Origin of the sequence: Rhodococcus sp. NPDC049939 (assembly GCF_040656415.1) — a bacterium.
Classification (GTDB): domain Bacteria; phylum Actinomycetota; class Actinomycetes; order Mycobacteriales; family Mycobacteriaceae; genus Rhodococcus_F.
Window position 1 is genome coordinate 201,430 of sequence record NZ_JBFAMC010000003.1, and the last position, 13,661, is coordinate 215,090.

The window sequence follows — 13,661 nt, forward strand, 5'->3', positions numbered from 1 at the left end:
GGCAGTTCATTGCGCCGACGAACCCCGTCAAAAGCTCCCCAGGCCACCTCGCCGTTGACGATAATTACCTTATCCACGGCTTGCGACGCTCACCTGGAGGAGCGATGACCCAGCCAGATAATCCGTATGGTCCACGACCCGGCGGCGGGATCAGCCTTCCCGACTATTACCGGCCGATGACTTCGATCAACAACCGGAACTTCTACTCACCGGGGACCGAGATACTGCCCGAGGGCGAGATGCGCATCAGCATCCTGGGCAGCACCCCGTGGCCGCCAACCCGCTCTCAGGCAGGAACCTGCATCCTCGTCGAGTGCGGCAACGGCCAGCCCCAACCACGCCGGTTCTTCTTCGATATGGGTAACGGAAGCGTGAAGAACGCATTGGCCATGCAGGTGCCACCGTTGTTCATCAACGACATTTTCATCAGCCACCTACACGGCGACCACTACGCCGATCTGCCGTACATGTACCCGTTCACGGCCTGGGCAGGACGGTGGCAGCCGTTGCGCCTCTACGGCCCATCGGGCGCGACGCCAGAGTTGGGGATCAAGCACATGGCCAAGCACATGCGCGAGATGCTGCGCTGGCACGAGGAGAACTTCCTGCACGCGACCATCTCGGCCGGCTACGAGATGGATGTCACGGAGTTCGATTGGAAGGAAGAGAACGGCGTTTGCTACGACCAAGACGGCATCGTGGTACGACACTGGCCGCGTTCCCACGTCAAGGACGGGGCCTCCGCCTACCGCCTCGACTGGGAAGACGCCGGGCTCTCGGTGGTGTGGACCGGAGACGGTCGTCCCGACGAGAAAACCGAGAAATATGCCGCCGGCTGCGACGTGTTCATCACCGAGGGACAGATAGACACCCCGTCGCTGATGTCGCTGAAGTTCGGCGTCCCCGAGGAGCTCGCCAAGTACACGATCGATTCGTGGCACACGATGTACTACGCGGCGGGCTATCTGATGAACAAGGTCCAACCACGGATGGGAATGATCGTCCACTACGAGGCAGGCGGAGCGGCGCTGGACGCCGAGTCCGTTGCCGAGGTCCGGGCGAACTACGAGGGACTGTTCCAATTCGGCGGCCCCGACATCCAGGTCGTCAACGTGACCAAGGACCGGATCTGGTCTCGGGAGGCCGCGATCCCGGACGGTGCCGCGATCGCACCGCTCGACCCGCGGTGGCTGCTGCCCTCGCCGTTGCCGTCCGAGCTGGAACTGCCGCGTCCGGAACTGCCGCGTGAGCAGCAACAAGAACCGTTCCTGCGGGAGATGGAAATCGATCCACACGAGTACTATCCGCCTGACGCCGACCGTGACCCCGTGCAGAGTTGGCCGGACAAAGGCTTCAAGATCGACCCGCGCGACATGCTGAGGGCTCGGGGGATCGATCCCGATGAGTCTTGACGCGTCGTCGGCCCCGGAACGGGGCACAGGCGAGAGCGTCGATTCCGGCGCGACCCCGCTGACGATAGTCACCGGATTTCTTGGTGCGGGAAAGACCACGCTGTTGAACCGGATTTTGGGCGGCGGTCATGGTCTTCGCGCCGCGGTCTTGGTCAACGACTTCGGATCGATCAACATCGACGCCGACCTCATCGTCGGCGTCGCAGACGACATGATCAGCCTGGCCAACGGCTGCGTCTGCTGCGAGATCCGCGATGACCTCCTCGGCGCGGTCGAGCGGCTCGTCAGCTCTGAGGCACCGCCGGAGCACATCATCCTGGAAGCCAGCGGCGTGGCAGACCCCGCCGGTATCTGGGCGACATTCGCCGGTTCGCAGCGACCTGACTGGGTTCGGCTGGACGGCGTCACCTGTGTGGTGGACACGGAGCAGATTTTCGAACATCTCGACGAGGCCCCCGACTTGTTGATGCTCAAGGCGCGCCAGATCGGTTTCGCGGACCTGGTTGTGCTCAACAAGGTCGACCTGGCCGGACCCGCAACCGTGGCCTGGGTGAGGCAGTGGATCGACGCGATGATGGATCGCGTTCGGATTGTGGAGGCCGTCCAAGCCGACGTCCCGCCGGAAATCCTGCTCGGGGTGCGAAGCGAGGAACGAGGGCCAAGCTTTGAACGGCCCCACGGGGGACTCAGCCATCGGGAACAGTTCGAAACGTGGACCTTCAGGACCAGTCGCCTGTTCGACCCGCGATCGCTCCAAGAGATGATCCGCCGCGACTTGCCCGGCGAGGTCTACCGTTGCAAAGGCTTTGTGCGCGTTGACGGCGACACCCCGAAACGCATGCTGCTGCAATCCGTTGGGCGGCGTTCGGAGCTCACCCCCGCAGGGGCGAAAGCAACCGCGACACATAGCGAGATCGTGGCGATTGGAACGTCCGCGCTGGACCCGCAGCGCCTGCACCGGCTATTCGAACAGTGCCTCGTCACGAGGTGACGCATAGGTGAGCTACCGCATTCAGGCGATAAGCGGCGGAATTGCCCTACCGCCCCGACCAGACCGAAGGATCCCTGTACCTCAGTTCGAGTATGAGACTTGATAGCCGTTGTCGTGTTGCATAGCGTTCTTCGAGAAAAACTTTCAAACACCAGTTCATGAATCACTGGCAGCCGGATTCGAGGAGATTTAGTGAAGTTTCGCCTAGAGGTAGATCTGACGAAGCTGGACGGCAACGAGACCGAGGAATTGAGCCGTGTGCTGCGGTACTGGGCCGGGAACCTGAGTCACTACGATCTGAAAGAGAAGCCGAGCGAGGCCATCTACGACTCCGCTTACAACCCGGTCGGCACCTGGGTGGTTTCGTGACTGCGAAGTAATTCGGAGGCGTGCGTACGCAGCGCACACCGACTCCTCGTCCGCGACGTCAACCCGTACCGCCGCGGAGGCTCCGAGTTCATCCGCCGCCCACTGCGCATGCGCGTGGTTGAGGTCGGCGATTGTCAGTCCTGCATCTTGACGGTGAGACCGCCGTCGACGACGAGCGCTTGTCCTGTCAGGTAGCGTGATTCGTCGCTGACGAGGAAGCGGATTATCGTCGCGATGTCTGTGGGTGTCCCGACTCGTCCCCACGGGATCTTTTCCGCTGCTGCTGCCAAACCGTCGGGGCCGAGCGAATTGACCGGATCGATCGACTGTGGCGTCTCGATCACTCCGGGAATGATCGCATTGGAGCGGATCCCTCGTGGCGCGAGTTCGAGCGCCAGTGCCCGGCTGAGTCCGAGGACCCCCGCCTTGGCAGCCGAATAATGTGCGTGATCGGCCCACCCGTAGACCCCTCCCACGATCGAGGACATCGAGATCAGCGAGCCTGGTCCGGCCATCCGGGTCGAGGCCGCACGCAGCGTCCTCATCACGCCGGTCAGATCGACCTCCAGCATGCCGGACCAGGCTTCGTCGTCGAGTTCGGCGATAGCGTTCTTCCGCAGAATGCCTGCGTTCGCTACGGCGAAGTCGAGTCGTCCCCACTCCGTCAATGCCCGCTCGGCGAACGCCTCGACATCGTTGCTGGACCGCACGTCGACGTCCTGGATCACTCCCTTGCCGCCTGCCTCCTCGACCTGCCGCAGCGTTTCCTTCGGATCATGGGGATCTCCGGGGAAGGTGCCGATGACGACTCTGATACCCACCTCGGCCAATGCGACTGCCGTATGACGCCCGATTCCGCTCGCCCCGCCGGTGACGATGGCGACCTTGTTCTCCAAATTCTCGTACGGGTTGAACATGAAAGCTCCTCACGGTCCCCCCATCGGTTCTTCGGTGAATCAACTCTGGTCACATCAAGTCTGGCGCGAGCAACAGGTTGAAGCGTCAACTACAACCGTGGGTCCACCGGCTCGGACTCGAGTGCCAGAACCGCGAACACCGGCTCGTGCACACGCCACAGCGGATCACCCTCGGCGAGTCGGGTCAGCGCCTCTAGCCCGAGTGCATGCTCACGCAGGGCCATCGATCGTTTGCGACCCAGGGAGCGCTTGCGCAGCACCTCGAGATTCGAGGTGTAGTCGGGGCCGTAGATGATCCGAAGGTACTCCCGCCCCCGCACCTTGATTCCTGGCTGAATCCTCTTGTGCGCCAGTTCTGCTGGTGTCGCACCGACTGGCTTGACCACCATGCCCTCGCCGCCGGCATCGGTGAGTTTCGACCACCAGGCGGTCGCCCCGTCCCGGGAGACATCCGAGGTCAGATCGACGGACAGGTGCTTGGTATTCGTGATCAGCGGATCGTCGAGCGTCGCCAGCTTGGCGAGGTGCCACGAGTGCGTTTCCGTGACTGCTGTCGCCTTTCCCTCACAGGCGAGTATTTGAAACGGCGCGATACGCAGCCCGTCCAGGCCGGTAACCGGCCAACAGTAGCGCGCATATGCCTCTCGGAACCGACGCGCGTTGGCGGCCCGAGTTCGGGTGTGGGTCAACAGGCCGTCGACATCCAGACCCCGCGCCGCGGCCCGCTCCAGAGCGGCAATCGCATCCGGCAGCGCCGCACCCGCCGCGGCCCCGACCGAAGCGTACTGGCTGCGGATCAGTTCTTCCGCCTTCGCCGACCACGGCATCAGTTCGCAATCCAGCGCCAACCATGGCGACCCGAGGTCGTCCATCAGCGGCTCACATGCGTGACGTAGCCGGGCGACCAGTTCACTCATCCGGTCCGCATCGTCGAAGAATGGTCGACCGGTTCGGGTGTAGACGATGCCCGAACTGCCGTCGGTGACGCCGAAGCGCTTCGCCGCTGTTTCGGCATCGCGGGCCAGCACGGCGATCGCCCGGGAGCCCATGTGCTTCTCCTCGCACACGATCTCGGTGACCCCATTCGCCCCGAACTCGGCGAAAGCCTCTACTGGATGCTCCAGGTAACCGTCGAGGTTCGATGTCGCCGGTGGAGCCATGGTCGGTGGAAGGTACACCAGCCAGCGCGGGTCGACGGCGAATCGGCTCATGATCTCGAGCGCGGCGGCGGTGTTGTCCTCACGCACCTTCATGCGCCCGCTGTAGTACCGGACGTCGATGTGCCGGGTCCCGTGCACGTCGTCGATGGACAACTGCATCGGATCCCGCTGTTTCGCATGCCAGTACTCGCCCGGGTCCGTGCCGAACGGCCGCACCGATTCGGACCATACCTGTTCTGCCGGAACGGAAACGATTTCCTTGCTCGGGTAGCGCAGCGCCGTCAGCTTGCCGCCGAAGACGGCACCGGTGTCGAGGCAGATGGTGTTGTTGACCCACTCGGTCTCCGGCACGGGAGTGTGGCCGTAGACGACCATGGCCCGCCCGCGATAATCGCGGGCCCAGGGGTAGCGCACCGGCAGTCCGTACTCGTCGGTCTCGCCGGTCGTGTCCCCGTACAGTGCGAACGAGCGCACCCGGGCTGACGCGCGGCCGTGGTAAGCCTCCTTCAGCCCAGCGTGCGCGACCACAAGGTTTCCACCGTCGAGCACGTAGTGGCTGATCAGGCCGTCGAGGAAGGCGTGCGCGGCTCTACGGAAGTCGTCGGATTCCGCAGCAAGCTGATCCAGAGACTGCTGCAGCCCGTGTGACACTGTCACGTTCCGCCCGTGGAGTGCCCGGGCAAGCTTCTGTTCGTGGTTGCCCGATACGCACAGCGCGGTTCCGGCTGCCACCATGCCCATCACCAGGCGCAGCACTCCGGGGGTGTCTGGTCCACGATCGACCAGGTCGCCGACGAACACCGCGGTCCGGCCCTCGGGGTGGTGGGCGCCGTCGCCATCGGGCTCGATCTTCCAGCCGAGCTTGCGCAGCAGAGATTCCAGTTCATTCCGACAACCGTGCACGTCGCCGATGATGTCGAAGGGGCCTTTCAGCTCCCGCTTGTCACTCCACGCCTTCTCGGTAGATACAGTCGCCGAGTTGACTTCGTCGACTCCCGTGAGCACGTGAACCCGTCGGAAACCTTCTCCGTCGATCTTCTGCAGTGAGCGTCTCAGGTCCTTGTGCTGCCGCTGAACAACGTGCGGACCGAAGTTGCGATCTGCACGCGTTGCGTTGCGCTCGATCGCTTCGGCCGCGGGAACGTCGAGCACGATCGCGTCCACGAGGACATCGTGCGACTTGGCCAGATCGATCAGCGACTTGCGCGATCTGGGTTGCACACTGGTGGCGTCGACGACCGTGAGCAGGCCGCGCCGAAGCCGGACCCCGACAATATGGTGCAGAACGTCGAATGCGTCCGGAGTCGAAGTCTGGTCGGTTTCGTCGTCGGCGACCAGCCCGCGGCAGAAGTCGGATGAAATCACTTGTGTAGGGGCGAAATGCTTTGCGGCGAAGGTGGACTTACCGCTGCCCGATACTCCCACGAGCACCACCAGCGACAGCGCAGGCACCGAGATATCAGACATTGTCACCCCCGATCCGTGTGAAAACCGCCATCTGTGTAGGTGGACCGACCTCGGGGTCGTCGTCACCGACCGGCCGGAAGTCGACTGTGTATCCATGGACGCCGCAGACCTTGCCCGCCCACGAGTGGAATTCGGGCCGCGACCACTCGAAGCGGTGGTCGCGGTGGCGCATACCGTGTAGGCCCGTGTAGCGCACGTTGTATTCGGAGTTGGGTGTAGTCACGATTACGTGTTCAGGGCGTGCGGTCCCGAAGATCACCTGTTCGAGAGCGGTCAGCCGTGGAGGATCGATGTGCTCGACGACCTCCATCAACACGGCCGCCTCGTATCCGGTGAATCTCTCGTCGGTGTAGGTGAGGGCGGCCTGGAACAGGTGCAGCCGCTCACGGCGCCGCTCCGGTATCCGATCCAGCCGGAGCTTGCGTGCCGCTGACGTCAGCGCCCTGGTCGACACGTCCGCGCCACCGACCTTGGTGAAGTCGGGATTGTCCAGCAATGCAGAAACGAGCTCGCCGGAACCGCAACCGAGGTCGATGACCGAGCGGACATTGCGCTCGCCGAGTACGTCTAGGACCACTTGGCGCCGAAGCAGATTCAGCGGGTTCCTGACGCCTGCGGTGTCCGTCTCGTGTTCGTCGCCCGTGCCGACTTCCTCGTCGATCGGCGGTTCCAGTTGCTCCTCGACGTCGTCGCCGAGTTCGGCGAGCCGCTCGAAGGCGGAACGGGTGAGGGCGGATCGGTGCCGTAGGTAGCGGCGAGTGATGAGCGCTCGCTCGGGGTGTTCCGCGAGCCAGGACTCACCGGCACGGATCAGTTTGTCGACCTCGTCGGAGGTGACCCAGTAGTGTTTGGCGTCGTCGAGTACCGGAAGCAGTACGTACAGGTGATTCAGGGCGTCGGCGAGTCGGACGCGTCCGCGCAAGGTGAGTCCCACATAGCGGGAGTCGCCCCATTCCGGGAACGCATCGTCGAGGGGAACGGTGCGCGCCTCGACAGTCCATCCCAGTGGCGTGAAGAGCCGTTCGGCGAGGTTCGGTCCGCCACGACACGGTAGAGCCGGGAGCGAAATCTCCAAGGGTATGGGCGAGGAGGCAAGCTCGGGCTTGATGGTGCACCGTCCTGCGCGGGCGGTGCGGAAGACGTCTGCCAACGCCACCGACAGCAAGGATGACGCGGAGTACGGACGGTCGTTGACGTACTGGCCGAGGGTGAAATCTGGTGTGGACCTACCTGATGTGCGGGTGAGTCGGATCGCATCGACATCCAGCAACAGCGCGGCCGTGCAGCGATCCTCGTTCGCCTCGGGGTAGAAGACATGTGCGACGCCGCAGGATTGGGTGAACTCCTGGACCCGATCCGGGTGCTTGTGCAGCAGGTAGCCGAGGTCGGTCGCCGGCCGCACAGTAGTGGAAATCGTGAGAATCACTAGCGCACCTTGCCACAGTTCGGGCGTTCATCGCATCGGTAATTCAGCCGCTTCAGTGCAATCCGGTTCGTTGGTGGTGGTCGGCCTGGGACAGCAGGTGTCGCCCTTCCAGGCATTGACGCCTTCTCGCATTGCGATCACCGCGATGATGAGAGCAGCAATCGGGTCGGCCCAGGACCAGCCCAGCAGACTATTGAGCAGCAAACCGGCCAGCAGGACCGCGGACAGGTAGGTGCACAGCAGCGTCTGCTTCGAATCGGCCACCGCAGACAGCGACCCTAGTTCGCGGCCTGCGCGGCGTTGAGCCCACGAGAGCATGGGCATGATCGCCAGGCTCGCGGTAGCCAAGGCGATGCCGATGGTCGAATGCTGAGCCTCGGAGGCGCCGAGCAGCGAGCGGATCGCTTCAGCGGCGACGTAGAAGGCGAGAGCGAAGAACGACCATGCAATGATTCGCAGGGCGGTCCGTTCGCGCGCACGATGATCTTTGCCGGCGAACTGCCACGCCACAGCCGCGGCGGAGGACACCTCGATCACCGAGTCGAGGCCGAAGCCGATCAGCGCGGTTGAGGAGACCCGCGCTCCCTCGGTGAGGGCGATTCCGGCCTCGAGCACGTTGTAGCTGATCGTCGCACCGACGAACCAGCGGATCCGGCGTGACAGCACCGCTCGCCGCTCTTCGGTGGAAACCCGCTGTGCCGAGTGCAGGTCGATGTCGGGAGGCATCAACAGCACTCGTCGGTGTCTGCAGCTGGGCAGCACGACGGGTCTACCGCCAGCACCAGTCCGAGCAAGTCGTCGAGGGCCCGACCGATACGAGGATCGGCGAGCTCGTACCGGGTCTGTCGGCCTTCTCGTGCGGCGACGACCAGCCCACACCCCCGCAGGCACGCCAGGTGATTCGACAGTATCTGCCGCGAGACTCCGATCCGTTCGGCCAACTCGGACGGATATCCCGGCCCCGACCGCAGATTCAGCAGAATCTGGGTCCTCGTCGCGTCGGACAATGCGTAGCCGAAGCGGGTCAGCGCGTCACGATGAATCGTTGCCTCCACGCCCAGATAGTACATCCAAATCTGAATTCAGGAAATCTTGAATTGAATCTACAGGCTTGAAGGGCGTGCGGGTGGCCTAGGTCAGAGGTGTCAATTCGCCAGTGAGATACCGCTGCAGATTGGGGGCTACCAGTTCGACGATCCGCTCGGGTGTGGCCGAGGACAGTGGTTCGAGGGCGAGCAGGTACCGCATCGTGACCAACCCCATCAGCTGGGTGGCCAGGAGGTTCGCGCGCCACCTGGCCAACTCCGGGTCGGCCTCGACGGACTCCGCGATCGGTCGCAACGCCCGCTCGAGCAGGAACTCTCGTAAAAGCCTGGCGCTGCGCTCATGTGCGATCGAACTGCGAAAGAGAGCCGTTGCCGCTGGACCTGTTGGGGAATCCCAGATTTCCAGTATTGTGCGCAACATCCGCTCGGCGAGCCGGTCAACTGGCCCGTCGATGATTGTGTCTACGTATTGTCGCGGGTCGATCGGGGCGTCCATCAACGCCAGGAACAGTTTTTCCTTGGTACCGAAGTAGTGGTAAACCAACGCCGGATCCACCGCAGCGGATGCGGCGACCGCGCGAACGGTTGTCCCACCATACCCGTGCTGTGCGAAGGCAAGCCTTGCGGCACTGAGGATCTGGTCTCGGGTGTTCTGTTTTCCCGGCCGCCGCCCGCTACGCCGTCCGGTTACCATCATGACTCGATCTTCGCGTCGCGGTCGATCAGCACCATCGTCTCCTCCAGGGTGGCGGGCACGTCGGTCACCGCTGCCTCCACCCCGGCAGAATCGAGCGCAGCGCGCACGACGGTGGCGTCGGTCCCCGCGACCCGCACCACTCGTCCGGCGAGTGTCACGGGGAGTTGCGCCGCCACCAGCGCGTCGAAAGCGCGTGCCCACTCGGCCGTTCGCACGGTGATCGCCCGCTGCCCGCCGATGATGTCGTCGAGTGTTCCGTGCGCCACCAGGCGTCCGCGGGACATGATCACCAGCCGGGTGCACTGCTGGGCTTCCTGCAGGTAGTGCGTAGTAACGAGCACTGCACGACCGGTGTCGGCCTGGTCGTGGATGGTGTCCCACAACTTCGTGCGGGCCAGTGGGTCCACGCCTGAAGTCGGCTCGTCCAGGATCACCAATTCCGGGCGGTGCGAGAGCGCGCAATAGAACGCGAGCTGCCGTTGCAGACCCAATCCGATTCCGCCGACCTGACGAGTCGCAACCTCCTCGAGCGCATCCGGCAGTGGCGGGGCGGCAATCCCGAACGCTTCGGCCACGAATTCGACGTTCTGTCGCACCGACAGTTCTTGGTAGAGCCCGAGTCCCTGCGGCATGTAGCCCAGCCTGCGGCGGGTCCCTCGTGATGGCGGAGCTCCGAACACGTCGATCGCTCCTCGATCCACGAGCTCCAGCCCTAGGATCATCCGGATCAGCGTGGTCTTTCCTGCCCCGTTCGCTCCGATCAGTCCGACGATCTCCCCGGGGTGAACCTCTAGGGACATCTCTCGTACCGCGGTGAACGACCCGAAGCTCCGCCATACCCCTCGTACATCGACAACCGCTGGCTCAGTCATTTCCTGACCCCCGCTGCTCGGCGCGCGCCAACATCAGCGCGATAACCGCATCCTCCAAGTCGGGCAGCCCGTTCCGATGCGGTTGCGCGGACGGATTCCACACCCGAAATATGTTGCCCCGTCGCCAGGCCCGTTCCGATTCCGGGCCGGCGGGTCGTATCTGCTCGGTGGTGATCGAGCCCGGGATCGAGGAGATCACTTCGTCCGGGGTACCAAACCCGAGGACCACGCCGTCTTCGAGTGCGAGCACTCGGTGCGCTCGCTCTGCCTCGTCCAGGTAGGTCGTCGACAGCAGCACTGCGGTGCCTGCCGCTGCCGCCTCCGCCACCATCCGCCACAGCTCCACACGGCTGACCGGATCCACGCCGGTGCTCGGTTCGTCGAGCAGCAGCACGCGCGGGCGCGGCAGCACCGCGAGGCAGAAGCCCAGTTTGTGCCGCATGCCGCCGGACAGTTGTCCGCCGAGCCGGTCGCCGACGTTCCCGAGGCCGGCTGGGCCGAGCAGGAGCTCTTTCCGATCCGACAGCAGCTTCGAGCTCATTCCGTAGGCGCTGCCGACGAATTCGACGTTCTCGTCCACTGTCAGGTCATGCCACACCCCCGTCGCGCTCGGCTGGAACCCGACCTCGTCCTTGGGAGGCATTGTCACAGTGCCGTCGGCGATCGGCACTCTGCCCGCCAACGCGCCGAGCAGGCTGGTCTTGCCCGCTCCGTCCCCCCCGACGACCGCGGTGACCTGTCCGCGCGGAATGTCGATTGTCACTGCGTCGAGCACCGGCCTACCGGCCAGGCGCACTGTCAACCCGACCGCACCCCAGGCGCTTTCACTCGGCACTTCGCACCACCGCCTTACCTGCCGGTGCGATCGACCTCTTCAACCGGAACACCGCCGCACCGAAGATGATCACAGCCATCACGATCAGCACCGCGATCGGCACCCACATGGTATTCAGCTCTGCCCCGCGCAACATCACGCCCTGCGAGATCTTCGTGAAGTAGGTCAGTGGCAGCAGGTACCCGATCCAACGGACCCCGGCAGCCATCGCGTCGAGTGGAAAGATCATGCCGGACAGCAGGACCTGTGGGAGCATCACCATCAAGGCCGCCTGGATCGCCTGCCCGGTCGTCGTCGAGATCGTCGAGATGAACGCCCCCAGACCGAGCACAACGAATAGGAAGACCGCCGCGCCCAGCGCGAAGATCAGCACGTTGCCGTTGAACGGCACACCGAAGATCCATATGCCGAGCAGGGTCACCGCAATCATGTCGATGGCAGCCAGCAGGAAGTATGGCGCGATCTTTCCGGCGATCACCTCTGCCGGTGAAAACGGCATCACCGCAAGCTGCTCCAGCGTTCCCGCCTCACGTTCCTTGACCAGGCCGATGCTGGTGATGATGCCGCCGATGAACGTCAGGATCAGTCCGATGATCGCGGGCACCATCACCCAAGATGTCTTCAGGTCCGGGTTGTAGAGCACCTCCGAGTCGACTGCCGGGCCCATTCGTGCGACGGCGATCTTGGCGGATTGGGCGGCGAAGAGATTCGATCCGTCGATGTACACCATCGGCTTCCCGGCTCCGGTGACGATTGCCAGGTCGGAGACGTCGTCACGCAACGCATTGCGCGCGGTCGTGTCGGTGCCCGTGGGATCGACGGCGTCGATGCGAAACTCCGCCTCCGTCTGTGGGGTGGCTTGGAGTTGATCGGCCACCGCCTGGGCGTTCGGGCCGGTGATCGTCACGCCGAGAGTTCCGACGGTGAAGTTCGCTGCGAACCCGAAGACGATCAGTAGTAGCACTGGTAGCGCAATCAGCATGGCGAGTGTGCGGCGATCTCGCCGCAGCTCACGAAATTCTTTGACGATCATCGCGCGCATGGGCACTCCCAGGAGAGGCAGGCGGAAATTAATTCATCAGACTGTGAATTAATGGTAGGCCCCGTACTGGACCCCGTCAAACATTTGACGCGGGTGTCGACGGAATGTGTCAAGCGTGTCAGCGCCGCAGGATTTCGGTTCGGTTTCCAGCGAAAAAGGGCTCGGCTGACGGATGATGAAGCCACAGCTCGGTCACCCGTTGCGTGCAACCCAGAGGGCTGCTGCGGCCGAAGAGACGGGAGGAAATCGTGTTGCTCGACGGAATCAACCACATTGCTTGGATCTCCAAGGACGTCGCCCGGTTGGCCCAGTTCTATGCCGAGGTTTTCGACGCCGACGTCGGGCCGACACGGTCTCACGGTCAGGACGGCAGAGAAACGATGACCGCCATTCGTATCGGCCCGCATACCGAGCTGAACATCTTCGTGATCGAAGGCAATACCGAAGCCGAACGTCAAACACCGATGTGGGGGCGGGGTCGCATCGACCACTTCGGCCTACAGGCCGCCTCACCCGAGGCGTTCTCCACGATTCGCCAACGACTGATCGACCGGTCCGCCAGCGACGGCAGTATCAACGACTTCGGTGCAGTCCACAGCATCTTCTTCCGTGATCCCGACGGGCTCGAAGGCGAAGTGGTCATTGCCAAGCCGTCGAGTTGAGCCACGGACCCGAATGCTTGGAGGAAGGCCCACGCTGCTCGACAGTCGTCAGCCGACGTCACTCCGCAGCCGGTCGAGACCGTCGAGGATGAGGTCGAGTCCGAATTCGAACTCGTCGGCATAGTCGTAGCCGGGCTTCATGGCGTGGTCGACGATCATCTCGGTGAGATACGGAAACTCACCGGCGGGAATCTGGTCGAGGATCGTCTCCGCGACGTCTTCGAGATCGTCGGGGCCCTCGAACGGCAAGTTGAGCTCCTGTAGGACGAAGCCGTACAGATAGCTGTCGATCACAGAAAACGCATGGGCTGCACCGGCGATGCTGAAGCCGCCCCGGCGCAGGATTCCGATCACGGCGTCGTGGTGTCGAAGAGTCGCGGGCCCGGGATTCCCCCGGGAGTCCATCAGACCGATCGCCCAAGGGTGGCGGACGAGGACGGCGCGCGCCGAGATCGTCCGGTCCCGGATCGCTTTCCGCCACTCGTCCTCTCTCACGGGTAGATCGATCTCACCGAAGATGGTGTCGACCATTCCGTCGAGGATGGCGCTCTTGTTCGCAACGTGGTGATAGAGGGACATCGCCTCGACGCCGAGGTGATCGGCGATTTTGCGCATCGAGACCGCGTTGACGCCCGCGCCGTCGGCGAGGTCGACAGCCGTGCCGAGGATTGCATCGAGCGTGAGTGGTGCATGAGGGCGTTCGCGACGTGCTGGTTTCTCTGAAGGCAACTGGGCTCCTGCGCAAATGGATGCATTCCGTCCTTG

14 protein-coding genes are annotated in these 13,661 nt (G+C 63.7%); 4 read left to right on the plus strand and 10 right to left on the minus strand.

Annotated features, from left to right (window positions below):
* The first annotated feature begins 104 nt into the window (after nucleotides 1–104).
* From gntH to AB0I57_RS13205, 3 genes are all read left to right on the plus strand, one after another.
* Nucleotides 105–1,412 carry a guanitoxin biosynthesis MBL fold metallo-hydrolase GntH gene (gntH, locus tag AB0I57_RS13195; protein WP_358335474.1) on the plus strand — a complete coding sequence of 436 codons (1,308 nt, stop codon included), beginning with the start codon at nucleotides 105–107 and terminating at the stop codon, nucleotides 1,410–1,412.
* Entirely contained in the window at nucleotides 1,402–2,403 is a 1,002-nt protein-coding gene (locus AB0I57_RS13200; RefSeq protein WP_358335477.1) for a GTP-binding protein, read from the plus strand. Before gntH ends, AB0I57_RS13200 begins: the two co-directional genes overlap by 11 nt.
* A 192-nt stretch (nucleotides 2,404–2,595) precedes the next feature.
* Nucleotides 2,596–2,772, plus strand: a complete 177-nt coding sequence (locus tag AB0I57_RS13205; RefSeq protein ID WP_358335479.1) for a hypothetical protein — start codon at nucleotides 2,596–2,598, stop codon at nucleotides 2,770–2,772.
* A 134-nt stretch (nucleotides 2,773–2,906) separates the two neighbouring features.
* Here AB0I57_RS13205 and AB0I57_RS13210 read toward each other — a convergent pair whose 3' ends face one another.
* The 9 genes from AB0I57_RS13210 to AB0I57_RS13250 all read right to left on the minus strand — a co-directional run bounded on the left by AB0I57_RS13210 (nucleotide 2,907) and on the right by AB0I57_RS13250 (nucleotide 12,234).
* A complete protein-coding gene (locus AB0I57_RS13210) occupies nucleotides 2,907–3,689 on the minus strand; it encodes an SDR family NAD(P)-dependent oxidoreductase (protein ID WP_358335481.1) in 783 nt (260 codons plus the stop codon).
* 89 nt (nucleotides 3,690–3,778) lie between these two features.
* The gene (locus AB0I57_RS13215; RefSeq protein ID WP_358336424.1) at nucleotides 3,779–6,316 is read right to left on the minus strand and encodes a polynucleotide kinase-phosphatase; all 2,538 of its coding nucleotides are present in this window, start codon (nucleotides 6,314–6,316) and stop codon (nucleotides 3,779–3,781) included.
* Nucleotides 6,309–7,742 carry a 3' terminal RNA ribose 2'-O-methyltransferase Hen1 gene (locus AB0I57_RS13220; RefSeq protein ID WP_358335484.1) on the minus strand — a complete coding sequence of 478 codons (1,434 nt, stop codon included), beginning with the start codon at nucleotides 7,740–7,742 and terminating at the stop codon, nucleotides 6,309–6,311. The genes AB0I57_RS13215 and AB0I57_RS13220 overlap by 8 nt, the downstream gene beginning before the upstream one ends.
* A 27-nt stretch (nucleotides 7,743–7,769) precedes the next feature.
* Nucleotides 7,770–8,468, minus strand: a complete 699-nt coding sequence (locus AB0I57_RS13225; RefSeq protein WP_358335487.1) for a cation transporter — start codon at nucleotides 8,466–8,468, stop codon at nucleotides 7,770–7,772.
* Complete coding sequence (locus tag AB0I57_RS13230) at nucleotides 8,468–8,797, minus strand: metalloregulator ArsR/SmtB family transcription factor (RefSeq protein WP_358335490.1); 330 nt, start codon at nucleotides 8,795–8,797, stop codon at nucleotides 8,468–8,470. Before AB0I57_RS13230 ends, AB0I57_RS13225 begins: the two co-directional genes overlap by 1 nt.
* Nucleotides 8,798–8,873: 76 nt before the next feature.
* Nucleotides 8,874–9,485 carry a TetR family transcriptional regulator gene (locus tag AB0I57_RS13235; protein ID WP_358335493.1) on the minus strand — a complete coding sequence of 204 codons (612 nt, stop codon included), beginning with the start codon at nucleotides 9,483–9,485 and terminating at the stop codon, nucleotides 8,874–8,876.
* Nucleotides 9,482–10,357: an ABC transporter ATP-binding protein gene (locus tag AB0I57_RS13240; protein WP_358335496.1), complete on the minus strand. Its 876-nt coding sequence runs from the start codon at nucleotides 10,355–10,357 to the stop codon at nucleotides 9,482–9,484. The genes AB0I57_RS13235 and AB0I57_RS13240 overlap by 4 nt, the downstream gene beginning before the upstream one ends.
* Nucleotides 10,350–11,192, minus strand: a complete 843-nt coding sequence (locus AB0I57_RS13245; protein ID WP_358335499.1) for an ABC transporter ATP-binding protein — start codon at nucleotides 11,190–11,192, stop codon at nucleotides 10,350–10,352. Before AB0I57_RS13245 ends, AB0I57_RS13240 begins: the two co-directional genes overlap by 8 nt.
* Nucleotides 11,182–12,234: an ABC transporter permease gene (locus AB0I57_RS13250; RefSeq protein ID WP_358335501.1), complete on the minus strand. Its 1,053-nt coding sequence runs from the start codon at nucleotides 12,232–12,234 to the stop codon at nucleotides 11,182–11,184. The genes AB0I57_RS13245 and AB0I57_RS13250 overlap by 11 nt, the downstream gene beginning before the upstream one ends.
* A gap of 248 nt (nucleotides 12,235–12,482) precedes the next feature.
* On the opposite strand from AB0I57_RS13250, the gene AB0I57_RS13255 reads away from it, so the two are divergent.
* Nucleotides 12,483–12,896, plus strand: coding sequence for a VOC family protein (locus AB0I57_RS13255; protein ID WP_358335504.1), 414 nt, complete (start codon nucleotides 12,483–12,485; stop codon nucleotides 12,894–12,896).
* Nucleotides 12,897–12,944: 48 nt separating this feature from the next.
* On the opposite strand, the gene AB0I57_RS13260 is transcribed toward AB0I57_RS13255, so the two are convergent.
* On the minus strand, nucleotides 12,945–13,625 hold the full coding sequence (locus AB0I57_RS13260; protein WP_358335507.1) for a TetR/AcrR family transcriptional regulator: 681 nt from the start codon (nucleotides 13,623–13,625) through the stop codon (nucleotides 12,945–12,947).
* Nucleotides 13,626–13,661 lie beyond the last annotated feature (36 nt).